General features: G+C 73.9%; 19 protein-coding genes. 5 read left to right on the top strand and 14 right to left on the bottom strand.

Going from position 1 to position 20,302, the window contains the following annotated elements:
* Positions 1–152: 152 nt before the first annotated feature.
* Positions 153–569 (top strand): SsgA family sporulation/cell division regulator, encoded by a 417-nt coding sequence (locus ACFXDE_RS05745; protein WP_380435124.1) that lies wholly within the window; start codon positions 153–155, stop codon positions 567–569.
* 107 nt (positions 570–676) lie between these two features.
* Here the strand turns inward: ACFXDE_RS05745 and ACFXDE_RS05740 are convergent, their stop codons facing one another.
* The 5 genes from ACFXDE_RS05740 to ACFXDE_RS05720 form a co-directional block, all read right to left on the bottom strand.
* Positions 677–2,074, bottom strand: a complete 1,398-nt coding sequence (locus tag ACFXDE_RS05740; protein WP_380491237.1) for a glycosyltransferase 87 family protein — start codon at positions 2,072–2,074, stop codon at positions 677–679.
* A 173-nt stretch (positions 2,075–2,247) separates the two neighbouring features.
* Positions 2,248–3,828 carry a cellulose binding domain-containing protein gene (locus ACFXDE_RS05735; protein WP_380491233.1) on the bottom strand — a complete coding sequence of 527 codons (1,581 nt, stop codon included), beginning with the start codon at positions 3,826–3,828 and terminating at the stop codon, positions 2,248–2,250.
* A 173-nt stretch (positions 3,829–4,001) separates the two neighbouring features.
* The gene (locus ACFXDE_RS05730; RefSeq protein ID WP_380491230.1) at positions 4,002–4,250 is read right to left on the bottom strand and encodes a hypothetical protein; all 249 of its coding nucleotides are present in this window, start codon (positions 4,248–4,250) and stop codon (positions 4,002–4,004) included.
* Positions 4,251–4,275: 25 nt separating this feature from the next.
* Positions 4,276–5,691: a sensor histidine kinase gene (locus ACFXDE_RS05725; protein WP_380435294.1), complete on the bottom strand. Its 1,416-nt coding sequence runs from the start codon at positions 5,689–5,691 to the stop codon at positions 4,276–4,278.
* 32 nt (positions 5,692–5,723) lie between these two features.
* On the bottom strand, positions 5,724–6,428 hold the full coding sequence (locus ACFXDE_RS05720) for a response regulator transcription factor (protein WP_380435120.1): 705 nt from the start codon (positions 6,426–6,428) through the stop codon (positions 5,724–5,726).
* Between the two features lie 155 nt (positions 6,429–6,583).
* On the opposite strand from ACFXDE_RS05720, the gene ACFXDE_RS05715 reads away from it, so the two are divergent.
* Positions 6,584–7,123 carry a hypothetical protein gene (locus tag ACFXDE_RS05715; RefSeq protein WP_380491226.1) on the top strand — a complete coding sequence of 180 codons (540 nt, stop codon included), beginning with the start codon at positions 6,584–6,586 and terminating at the stop codon, positions 7,121–7,123.
* Positions 7,124–7,148: 25 nt separating this feature from the next.
* Here ACFXDE_RS05715 and ACFXDE_RS05710 read toward each other — a convergent pair whose 3' ends face one another.
* Complete coding sequence (locus ACFXDE_RS05710; protein WP_380435118.1) at positions 7,149–7,709, bottom strand: VOC family protein; 561 nt, start codon at positions 7,707–7,709, stop codon at positions 7,149–7,151.
* Between the two features lie 331 nt (positions 7,710–8,040).
* Between ACFXDE_RS05710 and ACFXDE_RS05705 the strand changes: the two genes are divergently transcribed.
* Entirely contained in the window at positions 8,041–8,502 is a 462-nt protein-coding gene (locus ACFXDE_RS05705; RefSeq protein ID WP_218200569.1) for an Lrp/AsnC family transcriptional regulator, read from the top strand.
* An 18-nt stretch (positions 8,503–8,520) separates the two neighbouring features.
* Here the strand turns inward: ACFXDE_RS05705 and ACFXDE_RS05700 are convergent, their stop codons facing one another.
* The 5 genes from ACFXDE_RS05700 to ACFXDE_RS05680 form a co-directional block, all read right to left on the bottom strand.
* The gene (locus tag ACFXDE_RS05700; RefSeq protein ID WP_380435116.1) at positions 8,521–9,327 is read right to left on the bottom strand and encodes a S16 family serine protease; all 807 of its coding nucleotides are present in this window, start codon (positions 9,325–9,327) and stop codon (positions 8,521–8,523) included.
* Between the two features lie 38 nt (positions 9,328–9,365).
* Positions 9,366–10,016, bottom strand: a complete 651-nt coding sequence (locus ACFXDE_RS05695) for a helix-turn-helix domain-containing protein (RefSeq protein WP_359960406.1) — start codon at positions 10,014–10,016, stop codon at positions 9,366–9,368.
* A 403-nt stretch (positions 10,017–10,419) separates the two neighbouring features.
* Positions 10,420–10,857, bottom strand: coding sequence for a DUF2752 domain-containing protein (locus tag ACFXDE_RS05690; RefSeq protein ID WP_380435115.1), 438 nt, complete (start codon positions 10,855–10,857; stop codon positions 10,420–10,422).
* A 2-nt stretch (positions 10,858–10,859) separates the two neighbouring features.
* On the bottom strand, positions 10,860–11,147 hold the full coding sequence (locus ACFXDE_RS05685; RefSeq protein WP_380435114.1) for a TM2 domain-containing protein: 288 nt from the start codon (positions 11,145–11,147) through the stop codon (positions 10,860–10,862).
* Between the two features lie 272 nt (positions 11,148–11,419).
* A complete protein-coding gene (locus tag ACFXDE_RS05680; protein ID WP_380491456.1) occupies positions 11,420–13,252 on the bottom strand; it encodes a DEAD/DEAH box helicase in 1,833 nt (610 codons plus the stop codon).
* A 304-nt stretch (positions 13,253–13,556) separates the two neighbouring features.
* On the opposite strand from ACFXDE_RS05680, the gene ACFXDE_RS05675 reads away from it, so the two are divergent.
* Positions 13,557–14,003 (top strand): SsgA family sporulation/cell division regulator, encoded by a 447-nt coding sequence (locus tag ACFXDE_RS05675; protein WP_380435113.1) that lies wholly within the window; start codon positions 13,557–13,559, stop codon positions 14,001–14,003.
* A gap of 65 nt (positions 14,004–14,068) precedes the next feature.
* On the opposite strand, the gene ACFXDE_RS05670 is transcribed toward ACFXDE_RS05675, so the two are convergent.
* From ACFXDE_RS05670 to ACFXDE_RS05660, 3 genes are read right to left on the bottom strand one after another with little or no spacing between them, the layout of a single operon-like run.
* Positions 14,069–16,621, bottom strand: coding sequence for a rhomboid family intramembrane serine protease (locus tag ACFXDE_RS05670; protein WP_380491222.1), 2,553 nt, complete (start codon positions 16,619–16,621; stop codon positions 14,069–14,071).
* Positions 16,618–17,943, bottom strand: a complete 1,326-nt coding sequence (locus ACFXDE_RS05665) for an alpha/beta hydrolase (RefSeq protein WP_380435111.1) — start codon at positions 17,941–17,943, stop codon at positions 16,618–16,620. Before ACFXDE_RS05665 ends, ACFXDE_RS05670 begins: the two co-directional genes overlap by 4 nt.
* A complete protein-coding gene (locus ACFXDE_RS05660; protein WP_380435292.1) occupies positions 17,940–18,527 on the bottom strand; it encodes a class F sortase in 588 nt (195 codons plus the stop codon). Before ACFXDE_RS05660 ends, ACFXDE_RS05665 begins: the two co-directional genes overlap by 4 nt.
* A gap of 461 nt (positions 18,528–18,988) precedes the next feature.
* Here ACFXDE_RS05660 and ACFXDE_RS05655 point away from each other — a divergent pair, with 461 nt between their 5' ends.
* Positions 18,989–20,302 (top strand): hypothetical protein, encoded by a 1,314-nt coding sequence (locus ACFXDE_RS05655; protein WP_380491219.1) that lies wholly within the window; start codon positions 18,989–18,991, stop codon positions 20,300–20,302.

Here is a 20,302-nt window from a genome sequence, read left to right as displayed (position 1 = left end):
CGTCGCGCGCCCTCGCCCCATCCGTTCACAACCCCGGGCCGAACTTCCCGAAGAAATTCCGGAAACACGAGTAAGAGCCGGTGCGGACCGCTCTCTCAAAGGTCACAGGGCCCGAAACCGGGCACGAACCGAAGGCAGAGAGGAAGACGATCATGGATCGCCCCGTCAGCGTGGTCGAGCACGAGCTGGAGCTCAACCTGGTGCTCTCCCCCGAACACAGCGTCCCCGTCCAGGCCCGCCTGTCGTACGGCAGCCACGACCCGTACGCGGTCTACATCACCTTCCACCTGGACTCCGGCTCCCCGGTGACCTGGGTGTTCGCCCGCGAGCTGCTGGTCGAGGGCACGTTCCGCCCGTGCGGCCAGGGCGACGTGCGGATCTGGCCGACCCGCTCGGGCCGGCGCAGCGTGCTGTGCCTGGCGCTGAGCTCCCCCGCCGGGGACGCGCTGCTGGAGGCGCCGCTGCCGGTCGTCGCGGCCTGGCTGGAGCGGGCGCACCGGCTCGTCCCCCCGGGCAGCGAGCTGGCCGCGCTGGACATGGACGGCTCGCTCGCCGAGCTGCTCGCGTGAGGATCCGCCCCGACGGGGGCACCCGGCCGGACGGGGACCGGCCGCAGCGGCACCCGGCCCACCACCGGCCCGCACCCGACCCGACGCCGGGCCGGGCCCGGCGCGGCTCAGCGGGCCGCGGGGGCCTGCTGACGCTCGCGCGCGACGCCGGGTCCGCCGTCGCGCTGCCCGGGCAGCCGGACGACCGGTGCGCCGCCGGCCCGCCGCCGGGCCCTTATCCGGATGGCGGCGGCGAGCAGGAAGCAGAGCCCGACCCACGGGTAGACCGAGGTGGGCAGCTGGCGCAGCGGCCCCATGTGCAGGACGGCCGGCCCCTGCGGCTTGGCGGCCCACATCGCGAAGGAGAAGAACGCGAGGAGCGTGGCCCAGAACGCGGCCCGCCAGCGGACCCTGCGGACGGCCGCCGGGCGGGCGTGCTCGACGGAGGCCTCGGCGGCGAGCAGGACGAGCACCGGCACGCACCACACCCAGTGGTGGGTCCAGCTGATCGGGGAGATCAGCACGGCGGTGACGGCGGCGCAGCACACGCCCCAGGCCTCGGCGCGCGGCAGCCAGCGGGAGCTGCGGGCGGCCCAGGCCGCGACGAAGAGCCCGGCGACGGCGGCCGCGCCGGCCCCGAGGGTGGCGAGGGTGCCGGGGTCGGCGGTGTGCAGGAGGCGGGCGAAGGCGCCGCGCAGCGACTGGTTGTCGACGATCTCGGTCTTGCCGACCCGGGACGAGTCGTAGAGGTACCTGGTCCAGAAGCCCCAGGTGGCGTCGGGCAGGGCGACCGCGCCGATCAGGAAGGTGCCGAGGAAGGTGAGGCCGGCCACGAAGGCGGCCCGGATCCGGCCGGTGAGCAGCAGGTAGACGGCGAACAGGCCGGGGGTGAGCTTGAGGCCGGCCGCGATGCCGATCGCCACGCCCTTGCTGCGGCGGGCGTCCGGGCGGGTGAGGTCCCAGAGGATCAGGCAGGCGAGCGCGAGGTTGATCTGGCCGTAGCGGAGCGTGGTGAACACCGGTTCGAGCCAGACGCCGCAGCCGGTCACCAGGATCACGCCGAGCGGCCGCAGTTCCCTGCGCGGCCAGCCGACCAGCTTGAACGACAGGTGGGTGAGCAGCGCCAGCAGCCCGAGGTTGCCGAGAGTGATCGCCACCCGCAGGAACGGCACCGGGAACCAGGTCGTGGGGACGAACAGCATGGCCGCGAACGGGGGGTAGGTCGCGGGGAGGTTCCACTCGGTGACGCGCAGTGCGTACAGGTCGGTGCCGTTGGCGACGGCGGCGCCCTCGGCCCGGTAGACGATCATGTCGACCATCGAGGTGTGCACGAAGTGGCGGACCACGGCGTACACGACCAGGGAGAGCAACGCCACGGCCGAGACGGCCAGCAGCGGCCGGCGGGGGGCCTCGCGCAGGGAGCGGACGGGTGCGCCGAACGCGTGCTTCAGCCGTTCCGACAGGGGGCCGGGCGAGGGGTCGGGTGCGGTCCGCACCGGGCTGCGCTCGTCTTGCACCGCTGTCACTGTCCACTCCGTCCACCGCTCGGCCAACCAGCGACGATACCGGATGGCCGCCGGGCGGGCCCGGCCACGAACGGTCACGCAGGGTGACGAAAGGCCCGGGCCGGGTGTGCTCCGTCGCGGATCGGAGCACGCCCGGCCCGGGCGCGGGGAGGGGAAGCGGGTCCGGCCCGAGGTCAGCCGGTGTAGGCGCCGAAGGCCCGGGTGAAGTCCAGCGGCTGCTGGACGATGCTGCTGCAGCTCGCGTCGGCGTAGGCCTTCGCACCGCCGTCGCAGGCCTTGTCCCGGGTGCCGGACCACATCGCCAGCCAGGCCAGGTGCTTGCCGGCGGCGAAGTCGGCGAGCTGCTTGGCGTCGGCGACGGTGAACACCTCGCTGGCGACGTCGTTGACGCCGATCATCGGGGTGACGGCGACCTTGCGCCAGGCGGCCGCGTCGTCCAGCCCGAGCACGCTCTTCACCTGGGCCTGGGTCGCGGTGGCCGCGGCGATCGCGTACGTGCCCATCCGGCCCTGCGGGTTCGGGGCGACGCCGTCGCCGAAGTCCATCGCCATGATGTTGACGGCACCGATCGCGACGCCGGCGGCCTTGGCGCCGGCGACCAGGTCGACGCCGTCCTGGGTCAGGCCGGAGGGCAGCGCGGGCAGGGTGAAGGAGACGTCCAGGGGCCGGCCCTTGGCGGCGGCGGTCCGCTGGAGCTGGGCGATGGCCTGGGCGCGCCGGCCGTTGGCGGCGGCGTCGGCGATCGCGCCGCCCTCGACGTCGAAGTCGAGCCGGGTGAGGCCGTACGCGTCGACGACCTTCTGGTAGGCGGCGGCCAGGTCGGCGACGGAGGAGCACGCGGCGGCGAGCTCGGTGCCGTTGGCGCCGCCGAAGGACGCCCGGACGTCACCGCCGGCCGCCCGCAGCGCGCCGATCTGGGCGGCCACGGCGTCGGTGGAGAGGTCGCTGACGCCGCCCCACTTGGGGGTGCAGCCGCCGCCGGACACGACGAACGCGAGGTTGACGTTCTTCACGCCGGTGGCCTTGGCGGTGGCGACCAGGTCGTACGGCGGGTAGAGCGAGGTGTCGACGTACGGGGCGAAGCCGGCCCCGGCGGCGGGCGGGGGCACGGGCACACCGGTCGCCGTGGGGGTGGGGGCCGGGGTGGTCGGCTTCGTGGTCGCCGTCGCCGTCGCGGTCGGGCTGGGCTTGGCGGTCGCGGTCGCGGTCGCGGTGGGGGTAGCGGTGGGGGTCGCCGTCGCGGTGGGAGTCGCCGTGGCCGTCGCGGTCGGACGGCCCGAGGGGGTCGGCACGCTGCCGTCGCCGCCCTTGCAGGACGTGTGGTTGATCAGACAGTTGGCCGGCTCGCCCTGCGCCGCGCCGGCGCCCTGGGCGACGAAGCCGACCACGACGCTCTTGCCGGGCTCCAGCCGCTTGTCCCACGACTCCGGCCGGACGGTGACGTGCTGCCCGTCGGCGGTGAAGGTCGCGTTCCAGAGCGAGTCGATCCTCGCCCCGGCCGGGAGGTCGAAGGTGAGCGTCCAGTCGTCGATCGCCGCGGCGTCCGGGTTGGTCACCAGGTACTGGCCGGTGTAGCCGGAGTCCCAGGTGCTGGTCCGGCTGTAGACCGCGCCGAGCGAGGCGGCGCTCGCCGAGGTGGCGAGGACGACGGCACCTCCCGCGACCAGTGCGGCGGCCACCGCCGAGGCCCCGATGACGGCGCCCCTGCGGCTGCGCCTGCGGTGGCCGGAACGGCGGTCGGGCTGGATCGTCATGGGCGCGCTACCTCCGCGGGTGCCTACGGGAGACCGTCGGCCGGACGCGGGTGCGTGGGTGTGTCCGGACGGCCGTCCCGGCTCGGTCGGGTGACCGGCGGGACCGACGCTAGCGGCGCCGGAGGGCCGGAACGGGCCTGCTGAGCGAGGGGTAGAACTCCCTTAGGGGGCCGTTAAGGAAGACGTCCGGAGCGTCGGTCGGCGAACACGCTCAGGAAGTAGGCGGCGGCCTCCGGATCCGGTGCGGCGCCGCGCCAGCCGGCCGGCGCGGCGAGCTGCCCGGCGTCCAGCGGGAAGCCCGCCGTCATGTCCGGGTGGTCGCCCACCACCCGGACGGCTTCGGCCTCGGTGAATCCGGGCAGCGGGTACTCGGCGAACAGCGCGTCGCCGTCCCGTTCGAACGCCTCGACGCGCCAGCCCATCCCGTGAACTCCCTTGCACGAACGACTACTTCTGGAACAGCGCGGCACGGCTGCGGCGCCGCCCGGTGCGCGGGGAGGCGACCTCGGGGCGGGTCCGCAGGCGCAGGCGGAGCTCGGCGCCGCCGAGCACGGCGGAGCGGCCGAGGGCGAGGTCGCCGCCGGTGGACTCGGCGAGCTTGCGGACGATGTCCAGCCCGAGGCCGGTCGAGCCCTCGCCGCCGTGGCCCTCGCCGCGCTTGAGGGCGGCGGCCGGGTCGCTGAAGCCCGGGCCCGCGTCGCCGACCAGCACGATGACCGAGCCGTCCGTCGCGAGGACGTCCACCGAGAACGCGGTGCCGACCGCCGTGTGCCGGAACACGTTGCCGAGCAGCGCGTCCACCACCGCGGCCAGGTCGCCGCGCTGCACCGGCACCGGCAGGGGCCGGTCGGCCCCGGCGAGCTGCCAGCGGCGACCCTCGTCCTCGGCGAGCGCGGACCAGAAGCCGACCCGCTCGCGGAGCACCTCGGTGACGTCGCAGCCGACGGCGACGACGGGCGCGTCCCCGGGCGAGCGGCGGGCGGAGCGGATGATCTGGTCGACCTCGCGCTCCAGCTGGGCGACGGCGTGCCGGGTGGCGTCGGCGGCGTCGCCCTCGCCGAGGGAGGCGGCGTTGAGCCGCAGGACGGTGAGCGGGGTGCGCAGCCGGTGCGACAGGTCGGCGGCCAGTTCCCGTTCGGCGGCGAGGAGTTGGACCACCCGGTCGGCCATGGTGTTGAACGCGTGGCCGGCCTCCCGCAGTTCTTCGGGACTGCCGGCCGCCACCCGGCCGTCGACCGGCACCCGGACGGCGAGGTCGCCCGCGCCCAGCGAGCGGGCGGCGGAGGCGAGCCGGCGGGCCGAGGCGACGATCCGGGTGCCCATCCGGTCGGCGACCAGCACCGAGATGGCGACCAGGCCGAGCGCGACCGCGGAGAGGACCAGCCAGGCGGTGGTGACGCCGCGGGTGAGGTCGCCGTCGGCGACGAACACCTCGACGACGGCCGTCCGGCCGGTGTCGACCGCGACCGGCTGGAGGAGCGCGTAGCCGCCGGGCACCCCGACCGTGAAGGAGCGGCCCTGTCCGCTCGCGGTGGAGACGTCGGCCGCGGCGGCCCGGGCCTGACCGATGGTCGGTCCGCCGGGGCCGCCGTCGCCGGGCGCGACGGCGGGCGGCACCCTGGCGGGCAGGTGGACGGCCATCCGGTTCTGGGCGCCGGCGTCGGTGCTGGCCAGGGCGCGGTCGATGGCGTCCTGGTCGGTGGTGATGGCGAGGGCCGGGCCGAGCGCCGCGGCCTGCCGCTCGGCCGCGGTGAAGGCGCGGTCCCGGGCGGTCTGCTGGACCATCAGGCCGAGCGGGATGAGGAAGGCCAGCGCGACCATGGTGGTCCCGGCGACGGCCGCCTTGATCAGCGCCCAGCGCAGCGAGAGCCCGAACCGCCCGGTGTCCGGGCGCCTCATGTCCGGTGCTCCCCCTGGTCCCCGGCGGCCTCCAGCCGCACCCCGACGCCGCGGACGGTGTGCAGGTAGCGGGGGCTGGAGGCGGTCTCGCCGAGCTTGCGGCGCAGCCAGGAGAGGTGGACGTCGATGGTCTGGTCGCCGCCGTAGGTCTGCTGCCAGACCTCGGCGAGGATCTCCTTGCGCGGCACCACGACGCCGGGGCGGGCCGCGAGGAAGGCCAGCAGGTCGAACTCGCGGCGGGTCAGGTCGAGCAGCCGCCCGTCCAGGACGGCCTCGCGGCGCTGGAGGTCGATGGCCAGCCCGCCGACCCGCAGCACCTGGGCGACGGGGGCGGCTCCGCCGCCGATGCGGCGCAGCACGGCGGCCATCCGGGCGCTCAGGTGCTCTCCGGAGAAAGGTTTCACCAAGTAGTCGTCGGCGCCGTCGTTGAGCAGCCGGACGATCTCGGCTTCGTCGTCCCGGGCGGTGGAGATGATCACCGGCACGTTGGTCAGCCCTCTGATCATCTTGAGCGCCTCGCTGCCGTCCAGGTCGGGCAGCCCCAGGTCGAGGATCACCAGGTCGCAGCCGACCTGGGCGACCTCCCGCAGCGCCTCCAGGGCCGTGCCCACGCTGCGGACGGCGTGACCGGTGTCGGTCAGGTGCCGGATGAGCGCGGAACGTACGAAGGGGTCGTCCTCGACCACGAGCACTGTTGCCATGGCCCTGCACGGTACGCCATGGGCGGTCACTGGTCTGTACCTCGGGGGTCGGTCGGGGGGCGGCGGGGGCGCGGCCCGGACATTGTGCAACTCCCCTTCCTATTAACGGGGGTGCCGGTCCGCCCGGGCACGGAGTACGGCAGGATGTCCGCACGATGCGGAACGGACTGGTACAACTCGGCGCCTGGGCGGCGGCCACCGGGGCGGCGGTGGCGCTGTCCTGGTTCGGCGTGCACGCCGTGCTGACCGGCGACGCGTTCGAACAGCCCAAGGCCCTGCCGCTGCCCTCCCCGGCCACCGGCGGCGGCCCGCGCACGCCGACCGCGAGCCCGGGCGAGGAGCGGTCCGCGCCGCAGCCCGACGTGTCCGCCCAGCCCGTCTCCCCGTCCGCCTCGGCCTCCCGCGCGCCGGCCTCCACGGCCGCCGCCCCGCCGACCTCGCGCCGCCCGGTGCCCGCGGCCACCACGGCGACGTCCTCGGTGAAGAGCTACCCGGTGCCCGGCGGCCGGGTCGCCCTGGACATCCGCCCGGACCGGGCCTCGCTCGTCTCGGCCACCCCGGACCCGGGCTGGCAGATGCAGGTGTGGAACGGCGACCAGTGGATGCGGGTGGACTTCACCAAGGACAACCAGGCCAACTCGGTGTTCGTCTACTGGAACGGCCACCCGCCGATCGTCGAGACGGCGGTCCGCTGACGCCCCGCCGGCCGGGCCCCCGGGCTCACCAGCCCCGGAACGGCACGTACCCCGGCAGGTACGGCCCGGCGTAGCGCGAGCGGTCCACCAGCGTGTGCCGGGTCCCGCCGGGCATGCCGATCGCGGCGAGCGCCACCGTGCCGTGCCGGTCCCGCACGACGTACGGCTCGGCGAGCGAGACCGCGCCCCGGTCCACCGCGTAGTCGTACGCGTAGTACACGTCCGGCACGGCCACCGCGAGGTCCAGCACGCCGTCCCCGTGGCGGGCCAGGTGCCGGGCCAGCTCCCGCCCGCGCGGGCCGATCACCTGCACCAGCGAGGTGATCACGAACCGGGTGCCGGGCGCGTCCAGCACGTACGAGACGGTCTCCGGTTCGCCGGTCTCCGGCCCCGCGTAGGCGGTGCAGCGCAGGCCGAGCGCCTCCGTGTAGCGCCGGGCGGCCCGCTCGGCGTCGCCGACCGCGAAGACCACCGCGTCGGCGCGGCCCATCGGGACGAGGTCGGGCTCCTCGCCCCGGGCCGCGAGCCCGACCGGTCTCCCGGAGGGCCTCGGCCGCCGGAGGGGTCCGGCTGCGGTGTCGGTCATGACGTCCTCCCGGTGGGCGTACGGGACCACGACGGTCCCCCGCCCGCCGGTGTGGGGCCCGGCGGCACGGGTTCGTGGCTGGAGGGTGGCGCCGGGCCGACCTGCGCGCAACTGTTCCGTTTCATCCTGGTCAAGCTGTGCGCCGGGGCGGGAGAATCGGCCGCACCGCTGTACAGAATGCCCACCGGAGGACGGAGCCGCGATGCCCCCCGACCACTCCCCGAGCTCGCCCGGCTCGCCCAACTCCCCCACCCCGCAGGGCCCTTCCGCCACCGCGCCCGCCACCGCCACCGCGCCCGCGGCCGGCCCGGCCGGCGGCACGAACGACGCGATCGACGCGCTGGACGGCCGGCTGATCCGCCTGCTCGCCGAGGAGCCCCGGATCGGCGTACTGGAGTGCTCGCGCCGCCTCCAGGTGGCCCGCGGCACCGTGCAGGCCCGGCTGGACCGGCTCCAGGCCAAGGGCGTGATCGGCGGCTTCGGCCCCGAGGTGGACCCGGCCGCGCTGGGCTACCCGGTGACGGCCTTCGCGACCCTGGAGATCTCCCAGGGCCAGGGCGCGGACGTCCGGGCGCACCTGGCGAGCGTGCCCGAGGTGCTGGAACTGCACACGATCACCGGGGCCGGGGACATGATGGTGCGGATCGTGGCCCGCTCCAACGCCGACCTCCAGCGGGTGATCGACCGGGTGGTGGGCTTCGACGGGATCGTCCGCTCCTCGACGGCGATCGCCCTGGAGAACCCGGTCCCGTACCGCATCCTGCCGCTGGTGGACCAGGCCGCCGCCGAATAGCCGGGACCCGGTCGGCGCTCAGCAGGACGGAACGCTGCCGCCGCTCTTGAGCGCGTCCAGCGCCGAGACCGCCTCGGCGAGCGTGCCGACCGGCACCAGCCGCAGCTGCGCGGGCTTGTTCACGCCGGCGTCCGTGCACTCGTCCTTGGGCAGCAGGAACACCGTCGCACCGTCCCGCGCGGCCGCCTGCGTCTTCAGCGGCACGCCGCCCACCGCGCCGACGTTGCCCTGGTCGTCGATGGTGCCGGTGCCCGCGATGGTCAGCCCGCCGGTGAGGTCGCCGCCCTTGCCGTCGCCGGCCAGCTTGTCGATGATCCCGAGCGCCAGCATCTGGCCCGCGCTCGGGCCGCCCACGTCGCCGAGGTCGACCTTAACCTTGACCTGGTCCGGCGACAGGTGCAGGTAGGCGAGCGCGGCCGTGGTCGCGCTGTCCTGCGACTCGGTCATCTGCTGCGCCGTCTCCTGCTCGGCCTTGGCCGGGTTGCTCTGCGGGTACACCGACTCGGTCGGGCGCACCGCCTCGTTCGGGTCGACCCAGGCCTCCAGGGAGCGCCAGAGGGTGGTCCGCTCCCCCGGGTTGGTAGCCGAGATGGTGACCATCCGCAGCTCGCCCCCGGTGGTGCGCAGCGGCGCCCCGGTGATGGTGAGCACGGGCTTGTCGTGGTAGCTGCCGAGGGTGTCCGCGGTCACGCCGGGCCAGGTCAGCGTGTACGGCAGCGGGACGAACCCGGCCACCCCGAACAGCGCGGCGACCAGCACCCCGCAGAGCGTGAGCGCACGGGTCCGCGGGGCGGTCAGGGCCTTGGTCAGCTTGGAGTCGGACACAGGAGGAATCCAAACACACCGGACGTCCCGCCCGGGCACTACCGCAGGGCGTCGGCGACCTCGGTGGCGGCCTCGACGACCCGGGGCCCGACCCGCTCGGGCACCAGCCCGTTCAGCATCACCACGCCGACGCTGCCCTCGACGCCGCTCAGCCCGAGCAGCGCGGCGGCGGCGCCGCACGCCCCGGACTGCTCCTCCGCACGGGTGATGACGAAACCCTGCTCGGGCCGCCGCTGGTGGGGGAAGGTGCGCGCCTCCAGGATCGCCCGGCCCGCGGCGCTCTCGGTGAGCGGATGGCGCAGGCCGGTGCGGTAGGCGACGTGGAAGTCCGTCCAGCTCGGTTCCACGACGGCGACCGCGAGCGCCTCGTTGCCGTCCACCAGGGTGAGGTGGGCGGTGGCGCCGAGGTCCTCGGCCAGGCTGCGCAGGGCCGGCAGGGCGGCCTCGCGCAGCAGCGGGTGCACCCGGTGGGCCAGGCGCAGCACGCCGAGGCCGACCCGGGCCCGGCCGCCGATGTCCCGGCGGACGAGTCCGTGCTGTTCGAGGGTGGCCAGCAGCCGGTAGACGACGGTCCGGTTGACGGCCAGCCGGGCGGCCAGTTCGGTGACGGTGAGGCCGCGCTCGGAGTCGGCGAGGAGCTTGAGCACCCGGACGCCACGGTCCAGGGTCTGGGAGGTCTCGGCTGTCACGACGGGCATTCCTTTCCGCGGCGGCTCGCGGACCGGTGGGGGCCGGCCCGGGGCGGGGTTTCGCGCGCAGATGGGGGGGTGGCCGCGCTCGGGTCGCGCAGTGCGAATCGCGGTGCGAATCCATGACGCCCGTGCGAGCCCTGCGGCGCCCGTCTCTCGGGGGTGACCCGGCGGAAGAGCGTGTGGGAAAGGTAGTGAAGGAAATGTCGCGACGGAAGTGGTTGTCCAAAATTCGGTCGTGATCGATTGCGGCACCCGGAACGAATCGGGGCAGAAGGCCGCATATCGACCGCCCCACCCGACCTCTAGTTCGAGCACAGTCCGAAGTCCGGACACTTCGGAGTGTCGGGGGCCTCGGGGGGCCGGGCCGCGGGAGCCGTTTCCGCCGCGGGCGCGGGGCCGCTCACCAGAGGTTGCGCAGCACCGTCCAGGCCACCGCGGTGCCGAGCACCGCCGCCGTGCCGCGCCGCCCGAGCGGCGGCCGCCAGCTACGGCCGGCCAGTCCCTCGCGCAGCCAGGTCACGTACATCAGGGCGACCAGCGGGAGAGAGATCAGCAGCATCGCGTTGTCGTGGAACGCGGCCGCGAGGTCGCCGTGCAGGAGGTCGTAGGTCATCCGGGTGCCGCCACAACCGGGGCACTGCAGGCCGGTGATCCGGCGCCAGGGGCAGAACGGCAGCGCCTGCCCGGGCAGGTGGGGGTCGCGCGACCACAGGTAGGCCGAACCGGCCAGGCCGCCGAGGAGCACGGCCAGCGGCGGGCCCGCGGTGCGCAGGCGCGCGGGCACGGCGAAGCCGCCCCGGCCGGAGCCGGGGCGGCGTGCCGTGCGTGGCGTGCTCAAGGTCAGCCGCGCAGCAGACGGCCCTGGGCGTCCGTGCGGTCGTTGCTGACCAGGAACATGATGCCGTCGATCAGGGCCCAGAAGCCGAAACCACCGCAGGTCAGGAGCTGGGCGATGCCCATGCCGATGTGACCGGTGTAGAAGCGGCCGATGCCGAACCCGCCGAGGAAGAGCTGCAGGATGCCCGCGACGATCTTCGACTTGTCCGAGTACTCCGGCTGGCCCGGGTACGGCTGACCGGGGTACGGCTGGCCCGGGTACGGCTGGCCGGGCTGAGGGGGGTACGACACGTTCGCTGTGCTCCTTGGTCTGACTGGCCCGACCGCGAGATCCGTCGCCTGCCGGGTGGTGAGGTGCCCGCCGTTCCACCGTCGCTGACGGCCGGCCCGGTCGGGTCGGCGCGCAGCACGGACGGGTCCGGTGGCAGCGCGGCACGCGGAACACTATCGGATGATCACACCGATCGCCCCGACAATTCCACCAGCTATACCGGAATGTCATAACGCGTTACCGCGCTCCGGATTCCCCCCTTACCGAACGGGAGGAATCCACTGACGTACCGTTACTTCGCCCATTCCCGGATTCGGGCGATCCGCGCCTTCAGCTGATTCGCCGTCGCCTGGGCGGTCAGCGGGCCGCCGCACTCGCGGCGCAGCTCGTTGTGGATCGTGCCGTGCGGCTGGCTGGTGCGGTGGTGCCAGGCCGCCACCAGGGCGTTCAACTCCTTGCGCAGCTCGCGCAGTTCCTGGTGGGTGACGACCGGCCGCTGCTCGGCCGGCAGCTCCAGCAGGTCGGCCTCCTCGGCGGGCTTGGTCTTGCTGCGCTGGATCTGGCGGTGCTGGCGCTTCTGGAGCAGCATCTGCACCTGGTCCGGCTCCAGCAGGCCCGGGATGCCGAGGTAGTCCTCCTCCTCCTCGCTCCCCGGGTGGGCCTGCATGCCGAACTCCATGGCGTTGTACAGCACCCGGTCGAAGACCGCGTCGGAGCCGATCGCCTCGTAGGAGAACTCGTCGCCGCCGGCGCCGTCCGGGCCGTCGTTGGCCCGCTCGGCCTCGGCGAGCAGCCGGTCCTCCTCGTCGAACAGGCCCTCGCCCTCCTTCTTGGGGCGGTCCAGCACGTGGTCCCGCTGGAGCTCCATCTCGTTGGCGAAGCCCAGCAGCATCGGGATGGTCGGCAGGAAGACCGAGGCCGTCTCGCCGCGCTTGCGGGCGCGCACGAAGCGGCCCACGGCCTGGGCGAAGAACAGCGGGGTGGAGATCGAGGTCGCGTACACCCCGACGGCCAGCCGGGGCACGTCGACGCCCTCGGACACCATGCGGACCGCGACCATCCAGCGGGAGGTGCCCGCCGAGAAGTCGGAGATGCGCTTGGACGCCTCGGCCTCGTCCGACAGCACCAGGGTGACCTTCTCGCCGCTGATCTCGCGCAGGATCTTGGCGTAGGCGCGGGCCACCGTCTGGTCGGTGGCGATGACGAGCCCGCCGGCGTCCGGGATGGCCTTGCGGACCTCGGTCAGCCGCCGGTCGGCGGCCTGGAGGACGGACGGGATCCACTCGCCCTGCGGGGCCAGCGCGGTGCGCCAGGCCTGGGCGATCAGGTCCTTGGTCATCGGCTCGCCGAGCCGGGCCTCCAGCTCGTCGCCGGACTTGGTGCGCCAGCGCATGTTGCCGCTGTAGCTGAGGAAGATCACCGGGCGCACGACGTGGTCGGCGAGCGCGTGCCCGTAACCGTAGGTGTAGTCGGCGACGGACTTGCGGATGCCGTCGCCGCCCGCCTCGTACTGGACGAACGGGATCGGGTTGGTGTCCGAGCGGAACGGCGTACCGGTCAGCGCGAGCCGCCGGGCGGCCGGCTCGAAGGCCTCGAAACACGCCTCGCCCCAGGACTTCGAGTCACCGGCGTGGTGGATCTCGTCCATGATCACGAGGGTCTTGCGGGCCTCGGTCCGGTTGCGGTGCAGCATCGGGTTCACCCCGACGCCCGCGTAGGTGACCACGATGCCGTGGTAGTCCCGAGAGAGCGGCCCGGACGAGTACGCCGGGTCCAGCCTGATGCCTATGCGCGCGGCGGCCTCGGCCCACTGCTTCTTCAGGTGCTCGGTCGGCGCGACGACGGTCACCTGCTGCACGAGGTGGTTGTGCAGCAGGTACGAGGCGAGGGTCAGCGCGAAGGTGGTCTTCCCCGCGCCCGGGGTGGCGACCGCGAGGAAATCGCGCGGCTGCGTCTCGATGTACTTGTCCAGCGCCCCCTGCTGCCAGGCACGCAGCTTGCCCGCCGTACCCCAGGGGGCACGGCCGGGGAAGGCCGGCGAGAGGTGGTGCGAGGAGGCGGGTGCGGCATGGCCGGCGGCCCGGACGGGAGCGTCCGGCTCCGACACGTCGGAGAAGAGCGGCATCGAGGAGGCGGCGGTACTCACGGGCTCCGAAGGGGATCATCGCAGGTCAGAGGCGGTTTTGCGGCCTCGTCCCGCAGTCGGGCGGCGATCGGACAACCCGCCCAGCCTACCGGCCCCGGCACCGTTCCAGCGCTCCGACCCGGCTCCGCCCGGGAGCCCCGCGGCCGACGGACGGCCGGAAATCGACGTGACGCAGGTCACACCGAAAACCCCCTGAACCACGTAAGCGGAAGCCGTCCCCCCGCTCTCACCGGTGTGGGGCCGCCCCACCGAGGCCCCGCCCGACCCCCGAAAGGACCCTGCCGTGCACCACAGTGCCGTCGAAGAGACCGTCCAGGCCCGCCTGCTCCTCACCCTCCACCGCTCGGTCCGCCTGCGGGTCACCCTCGCCTACCGCCCGGAGGACCCGCTCGCCGTCCGGATGGGCTTCCCCGCGGAGTTCTCCCTCGACGAGCCCGCCGACGGCCCCCGCGACGGCGCGGAGGCCGCCGACGACATCGTCTGGGTGTTCGCCCGCCACCTGCTCTCGGCGGGCCTGGAGCTGCCCGCCGGGCTCGGCGACGTCCACGTCCGCCCCGCCGCCGGACGCCGCACCATGGTCGAGCTGCGGGCCCCGGAGGGCACCGCGCTGCTCCGGTTCGACACCGCCGACCTGCGCCGCTTCCTGTGGCGCAGCCGGCTGCTCGTCCCGGAGGGCGAGGAGCACCTGCACCTGGACGCCGACCGCGCACTCGCCGAGCTGCTCGGCTGACCGGCGGACCGGCGTCCGCGAGCGCCCCCGCGCCCGCGGCCGGCGACCGCCCGCACCGCTCCCGGTCAGCCCGACAGCCGGCGCATCAGCCGGACCCCCTGCGCCGCCGTCAGGTGCGGCAGGTAGGCCTTGCCGATCGCCCGGGTGATGCTGGGCAGCCCGGCCGGGTCGGGGTAGGCCATGAACATCGGCCGGTACTCCGGCTGGAACTTGGACTTGAACGCGAGCAGCGAGCGGAACCCGTACACCGGCTCCAGCACCCGACCCATCCAGTCCAGCATCCGCTGCAGCCCGGTGGGCTCGTCCTGCCCCGAGCGGGCCAGCGGCGCGCCGGACAGCGACAGGAAGCGCGCGCCCTCCTCCTTGAAGCCGAGCGCGGCCGAGGCGATCAGGAACTCGTTCACGCCGCGGAAGCCGTCCGAGCGCCGGCGCATGAAGTCCAGCGTCCAGCCGACCGGCACGCCGTCCTCGTACACCGGCATCCAGCTGGTCAGCCCGTGCACGACGCCCTGCTCGTCCACCGCCACCAGCACCCGGACGTCCGGGTCGTCCAGCTCCTCCAGGCCGCCGAGCGTGAAGCCCATCTCGGGCAGGCCCTTCTCGGAGACCCACTCCTCCGAGATCGAGCGGATCTGGTCCTTCAGCGCGAGCGGCGCCTCGTGGTAGGCCCACCATTCGGCGGTGATGCCCTGCTTGCCCGCCTTGTTGAGGGCCGTCCGGATGTCCTGCCACTTGCGGCCGGTGAAGGCCAGCTCGGGCAGCGCGACCACGGTGTCCTCGGCGACCTGCACCGAGCGCCAGCCGAGCTGCTCGGCGGCGGCCCTGGTGTCCCGGGAGACGCTGTAGAAGCACGGGGTCCAGCCGCGCGCGTCGCAGTAGCGCGCGAAGCCGGCCACCGCCCCGGCGCGGGCCGCGGGCTCTCCGAACGGGTCCCCGGTGGTCAGCGCCACCGTGTTGAGCACCCGGTAGGCGACGGCCGCCCGGCCCTCCTCGTCGAACCAGTAGTGATTGCCGTCCCACGTGGTGATGAAGGACAGCGTCCCGCCGCCGTGCGCGGTCAGCAGCGCGCGGGCCCGCTCCGCGGCCGCGGCGTCCGTGTGGACCACCGGCCGGCGGAAGGCCAGCAGCAGCGCGGTCAGCGCGACCGCCCAGAACGCCAGCCCGCAGTACGTCTCCAGGAACCGCGCCACCGGACCGACCGCGATCGGATAGTCCGGCAGCAGGTCGTTGTAGGCGGGCGGCAGGAACTGCGCGGGCAGCCCGTGCACCAGCCCGCGGAACGTGGCCCCCGGCTCGAACTGGCCGGCGACCAGCACCCCGAGGACCGTGTACGCCGCGGCGGCCGCCAGCGCGGCGCCGCCCAGGACGACCGCCAGCCGGCGGACCGCCCGGCCCGCCAGCCGCAGCCGGAACCGCTGGCGGGTGGCGAGCAGCAGGGCCGTGGTCAGCAGCGGCAGCAGCAGCGCCTCGACGAAGTACTGGATCACGTCCCCGGCGTCCGGCCCGGAGTCGTTGTACAGCCACACCAGCAGCGCCACCCACAGCAGTTCGGTGACGACGGTGATCCGCCAGGCGAACCGCAGCCCGCGGCGCAGCCCCTCGGCGAGCACCAGCAGCAGCGCCGGGAACAGCGCCGCCATCAGCCGGCCCGGGGTGTCGAAGATCCGCTCGACGGCGTGCGCGCGGGCGCAGTCGTGCACCGACATCGCGCAGAAGTCGGCGACCTCCTCGGGGCTGAGCCGGTGCGAGAAGTACAGCTCGGAGAAGGTGTTGAACGGCCCGGCCGCGTTGTCGTACAGCGAGGCGATCAGCGGGCCGAAGGCGGCGGCGACCAGGCACAGCGCCACCAGCACCCGGGTCTCGGTGTGCGAGGAGCGATGGGTGCGCAGCAGCAGCCGCCCGCGGGTGAGCAGCGCGCCCGCGCCGAGCCCGAGCAGCGCGGCGGCGCACCGCTGGACGCTCTGCAGGTGACCGACGTACAGCGTCATGACCAGCGGCACGAGCAGCACCAGCAGGTGCATCCGGCGGCGCCACAGGACGGTGAGCCGGTAGCCGAGCACCGCGGCCAGGGCGAACAGGCCGGGGCCCGGGCCGATCGCGACCTGGTCGACCACCGAGTCGGTCCACTGCTCGCCGGCCCGGGAGCCGGCCGCGACCAGCGCGGTGCCGAGCAGGGTGCCCGCGGCCTGCCCCACGACCAGCACCCCGAGGGTGCGCCACCGGCCGAGCCGCCGCTCGGCGGCCGGGCCGACGAGCAGCAGCAGCAGGCTGGTGAACACGTACGCGCCGATCCCGGCGCACCAGAACAGCGAGGTGAACGGCGTCCACCAGCGGCCCTCGGAGAGCGTCTGCACGCCGGTCCCGGCCTGCCGGAGCACGCGGCCCGACGGCCCGCCGGACAGGCTCCCGGTGGCCGCGCCGACGCCCCACAGGACGACGAGCGCCCCCATCGTCAGCGGGGCCGAGCGCAGCCGAGCACCGACCAGCCGGGCGGTCCGGCGCACGCGCTGCGGCCGCGGCTCCGGGGTGCGGGTGACGGGCGTACGGGTGACCGGCTCCTGGTCCACGACCACCTCCGGCCTGGCGACGACGGCTGCGGCCGCCTGGGTGCGGCTCACTTGAGCAGCCCGGTCTGGCGGGCGATCCAGGGCAGCTGCTCGGCGATGCCGATCCGCCAGGCCCCCCAGCCGTGCCCGCCCTGGACCAGGTCGAACTTGGCCTTCATACCCGCCGTCTGGACGGCTTGGTAGACCTTCTCCATTCCCGACCGGAAGTCGTTGTCCCAGCGGCCGACGACGATCGCGACGTTGGTGTCGGGGAACTTGCGGTGGGCCATCACCGAGAGCGGGTCGACGGCCTCGAACTTGGCCTGGTCACCCCCGAAGGCCTTCCTGACGGTCTCGTCCCGGGTGCCCAGGGTGGGCTCCTCCTGGCCGGACATGTCGAGGACGGTGCCGTAGACGTCGGGCGCGTTGATGCCGAGCTGGAGGGCGCAGGTGCCGCCCATCGAGGCGCCGCCCACGGCCCAGGACCCCCGGCCCTTGGCGGTCTGCAGGTGCTTGTCGATCCAGTCGGGGACGTCGGCGGCGAGGTAGGTCTGCGCCTTCGCGATCTTCGAGTCCATGCAGAGCGTGTTCCCCCAGGTAGAGCCCAGCTGGTCGGGCATCACGACGATCGGTGCGAGGCCGCCGTGCTCCGCCGCGAACGCGTCCAGCGACTCGTTCACCTGGGCGTTGAGCACCCAGTCCCCGGGCGTTCCGGGCTGACCGGTGATCAGCACGAGCACCGGCAGCAGCGGCCGCGGGCTGGCCTGGTAGGCGGGCGGCAGGTAGACGTAGGCGCTGCGGCCGACGAAGCCGGACTTGGCCCCGGGTATGTACACCTGCGAGACGGTGCCCTTGGCGGGCAGGCCGGGCGGGCGCGTCCAGACCTCCGAGAGCGCCTTGTCCGGCGGCGCGCTCGCGGTCTCGGCGACCTTCGGGGCGATCTTCGCCCCGGTGTCGGTGAGGAACGGCGCCAGCATGATCTTGCCGTTCGGGTACTGGCCGAAGCCGATGTTGATCTGCGACGCGGACATCAGCAGCACCAGCGAGCCGAGGCCGAGCACGAGCCCGCGGCGCCGCCAGGAGATCCCGCGGAAGCGGTAGCCGACCAGGCAGAAGCCCACCAGGGCGACGGCGATCCACCACGTGACGTAGTCCGGGGTGCCCTCCGGGAAGGGGTGCCACCAGTCGTCGACGACCACGCCCAGCAGCAGGCTGATCGCCGCCGCGGTGAACAGCGCGGCCGGCAGCCGGAAGCTCCACCACGAGCGGTTGCGGGCGACGGCGAGCACGAGCAGCGCACCCCAGCCCGCGGCCAGCACGGCGTACGGGATCGGGCCGTGCGTCAGCGGCCAGTCGAGTGGGTTCCAGCGGTTGGCGAGGGTGATCGGGGTCATGCCGCTTTCCCCGGCCGGGTGGTGTCGGCCAGGAAACCGTAGGCCACGACATTGCCTTCATAGCCGTGTTCCTCGCTGTACGCACCGCCGCAGGTGATCACCCGCAGCTGCGCGTCGGCGGCCTGTCCGTACACCCGGTCGTCCGGGAAGTCCTTTCGGTCGTGCACTTCGATGGCGTACAGCTGGTAGACGGCGGTGGCGCCGTCCGCGCGGACGAATTCGATCCGGTCACCGCGGTGGAGAGCACCCAGATGGTAGAAGACGGCCGGGCCGCTCTTGTTGTCCACGTGGCCCGCGACGATGGCGGTCCCCCGCTGGCCCGGGGTCGCCCCGCCGCGGTACCAGCCGGCGAGGTTGCGGTCCGCCGCGGGCGGCGCCTGGAGCCGGCCGTCGGCCTCCAGGCCGAGACCGGTGACCGGGGCGTCGAGCTTGACGGCGGGGATGCGGATCCGGGTCGGCACGGACGGGCCGAGCGGCGGGACGACCGAGACCGGGGCGAACCCGCTCAGGGACTGCCCGGCGCCGGGCGCGGGAGGGAGCTCGCCGGGGCCGCCGTCGTGCAGCAGCCAGGCGCCGAGGACCATCGCGGCACCGGCCGCGATGGTGCCCGGCCACGGGCTCCTGCGCTGTTGGGCGCCCACGGGCGCTCCCCTCTGCCGACGACTTCCCGATTCCTGGGAGTTTCCTGGGAACCAATTGAACCGGACGGGACCCTAAGGCACGTCCATACGATGGTCATACCAATCCCCCCCAAACGGCAGGGTCAGGGCCGTCACCCGTGCGCCGAGTGGTGGCTCCGTCACGGAGCGCGACGAGGTACCGCCTCACCCAGGCACGGCGGGTCCGACCTCGCACACCATCGACGACGGAGCGAGTCCGTCCGGTTGCATCCATCGGGCGATCACTTGAGACCGTATGTGGCGACTCGCGGACCGAATGCGTTCGCATGCCATGCTGACCCGGTCACGGGTTCTATCACCCCACTTGTCCGACCGGACTTTCGCATGCCTGCACGCCTGCCGAACGCCTCATGAACGGAGTGACCATGGACTCCCTCTCCCGTCGCACCCTGCTGGCCGCCGGCGCGGCCGGCGCCGCCGCCCTGGTGGCGGGCTGCGGGACCACCGCCGCCGGCGGCGGAGAGCACGCGACGGGAACCCCGGCCCCCGCCGGGACCACCGAGCCGCCCGCCACCCCGGCTCCGGCACCGGCCAAGCCGCAGGTCGTGCTGATCGGCGACGGCTCCACCTCCGACACCGGCGCCCAGCCCCGCCAGCCCGTCCCCGACCGGCTCAAGCCGGGCGAGCGCCCGCCGCAGTTCGTCGTCTTCTCCTGGGACGGCGCCGGCGAGCTCGACAACGGCCTGTTCGCCCGCTTCCGCCGGCTGGCGCAGGAGCACAACGCGTCGATGACCTTCTTCCTCAGCGGCCTCTACCTGCTGCCGGAGTCCAAGAAGGACCTCTACCGCCCGCCCCAGCACAAGGCCGGCGCCTCCGAGATCGGCTACCTCAGCGACCAGCACATCCACGACACGCTGGAGAACGTCCACGCCGCCTGGCTGGAGGGCCACGAGATCGGCACCCACTTCAACGGCCACTTCTGCGGCTCCACCGGCGTCGGGAAGTGGTCCCCGGAGGAGTGGGACAGCGAGATCCAGCAGGCCATGGACTTCGTGACGAACTGGCGGACGAACACCGGGTTCACCGACCTGCCGGCGCTGCCGTTCGACTACGGCAAGGAGCTGATCGGCAGCCGGACCCCGTGCCTGGAGGGCCAGCGCAACCTGCTGCCCACCGCCGTCAAGCGCGGCTGGCGCTACGACAGCAGCGGCAACGGCAGCCAGGTCTGGCCGCAGAAGATCCAGGGCGGCGCCCTGTGGGACCTCCCGCTGCAGTCCATCCCGTTCCCCGGGCACACCTTCCAGGTGCTGTCGATGGACTACAACATCATGTTCAACCAGTGCGGCCCCAACACCAAGGCCGACCCCGCCCTCTACCCGGGCTTCCAGGCCCAGGCGCGGGACGCCTACCTGATGGGCTTCGACCGCACCTACAACGGCAACCGGGCGCCGTACATCATCGGCAACCACTTCGAGGAGTGGAACGGCGGCATCTACATGAACGCCGTCGAGGACGCCTTCAAGTCCATCGCGAGCAAGCCCGAGGTCCGGCTGGTGTCCTTCCGCCAGCTGGTCGACTGGCTGGACGCCCAGGACCCGGCGGTGCTGCGCAAGCTGCAGACCCTCGCCCCGGGCCAGGCCCCGGCGGGCGGCTGGGAGAGCTTCCTCGGCACCCCGGCGGCGCCGCCGTCCCCCACCGCCACCGCCGCCGCCAGCGCCCCGGCCGCCGCCGTCGGCTGA

The sequence above is a fragment of the Kitasatospora sp. NPDC059408 genome, assembly GCF_042751525.1.
Classification (GTDB): Bacteria; Actinomycetota; Actinomycetes; order Streptomycetales; family Streptomycetaceae; genus Kitasatospora.
Note: the sequence above shows the minus strand (reverse complement) of the source record. Positions and strands in the feature narration are given on the sequence as shown.

Excerpts from the sequence above, each read along its gene's own strand:
- ACFXDE_RS05655 (WP_380491219.1), top strand. The coding sequence starts at position 18,989 with ATGGACTCCCTCTCCCGTCGCACCCTGCTGGCCGCCGGCGCGGCCGGC.
- ACFXDE_RS05735 (WP_380491233.1), bottom strand. The coding sequence starts at position 3,828 with ATGACGATCCAGCCCGACCGCCGTTCCGGCCACCGCAGGCGCAGCCGC.
- ACFXDE_RS05730 (WP_380491230.1), bottom strand. The coding sequence starts at position 4,250 with ATGGGCTGGCGCGTCGAGGCGTTCGAACGGGACGGCGACGCGCTGTTC.
- ACFXDE_RS05665 (WP_380435111.1), bottom strand. The coding sequence starts at position 17,943 with ATGACCCCGATCACCCTCGCCAACCGCTGGAACCCACTCGACTGGCCG.
- ACFXDE_RS05710 (WP_380435118.1), bottom strand. The coding sequence starts at position 7,709 with ATGACCGACACCGCAGCCGGACCCCTCCGGCGGCCGAGGCCCTCCGGG.
- ACFXDE_RS05660 (WP_380435292.1), bottom strand. The coding sequence starts at position 18,527 with ATGGTCCTCGGCGCCTGGCTGCTGCACGACGGCGGCCCCGGCGAGCTC.
- ACFXDE_RS05720 (WP_380435120.1), bottom strand. The coding sequence starts at position 6,428 with ATGGCAACAGTGCTCGTGGTCGAGGACGACCCCTTCGTACGTTCCGCG.
- ACFXDE_RS05745 (WP_380435124.1), top strand. The coding sequence starts at position 153 with ATGGATCGCCCCGTCAGCGTGGTCGAGCACGAGCTGGAGCTCAACCTG.
- ACFXDE_RS05715 (WP_380491226.1), top strand. The coding sequence starts at position 6,584 with ATGCGGAACGGACTGGTACAACTCGGCGCCTGGGCGGCGGCCACCGGG.
- ACFXDE_RS05680 (WP_380491456.1), bottom strand. The coding sequence starts at position 13,252 with ATGCCGCTCTTCTCCGACGTGTCGGAGCCGGACGCTCCCGTCCGGGCC.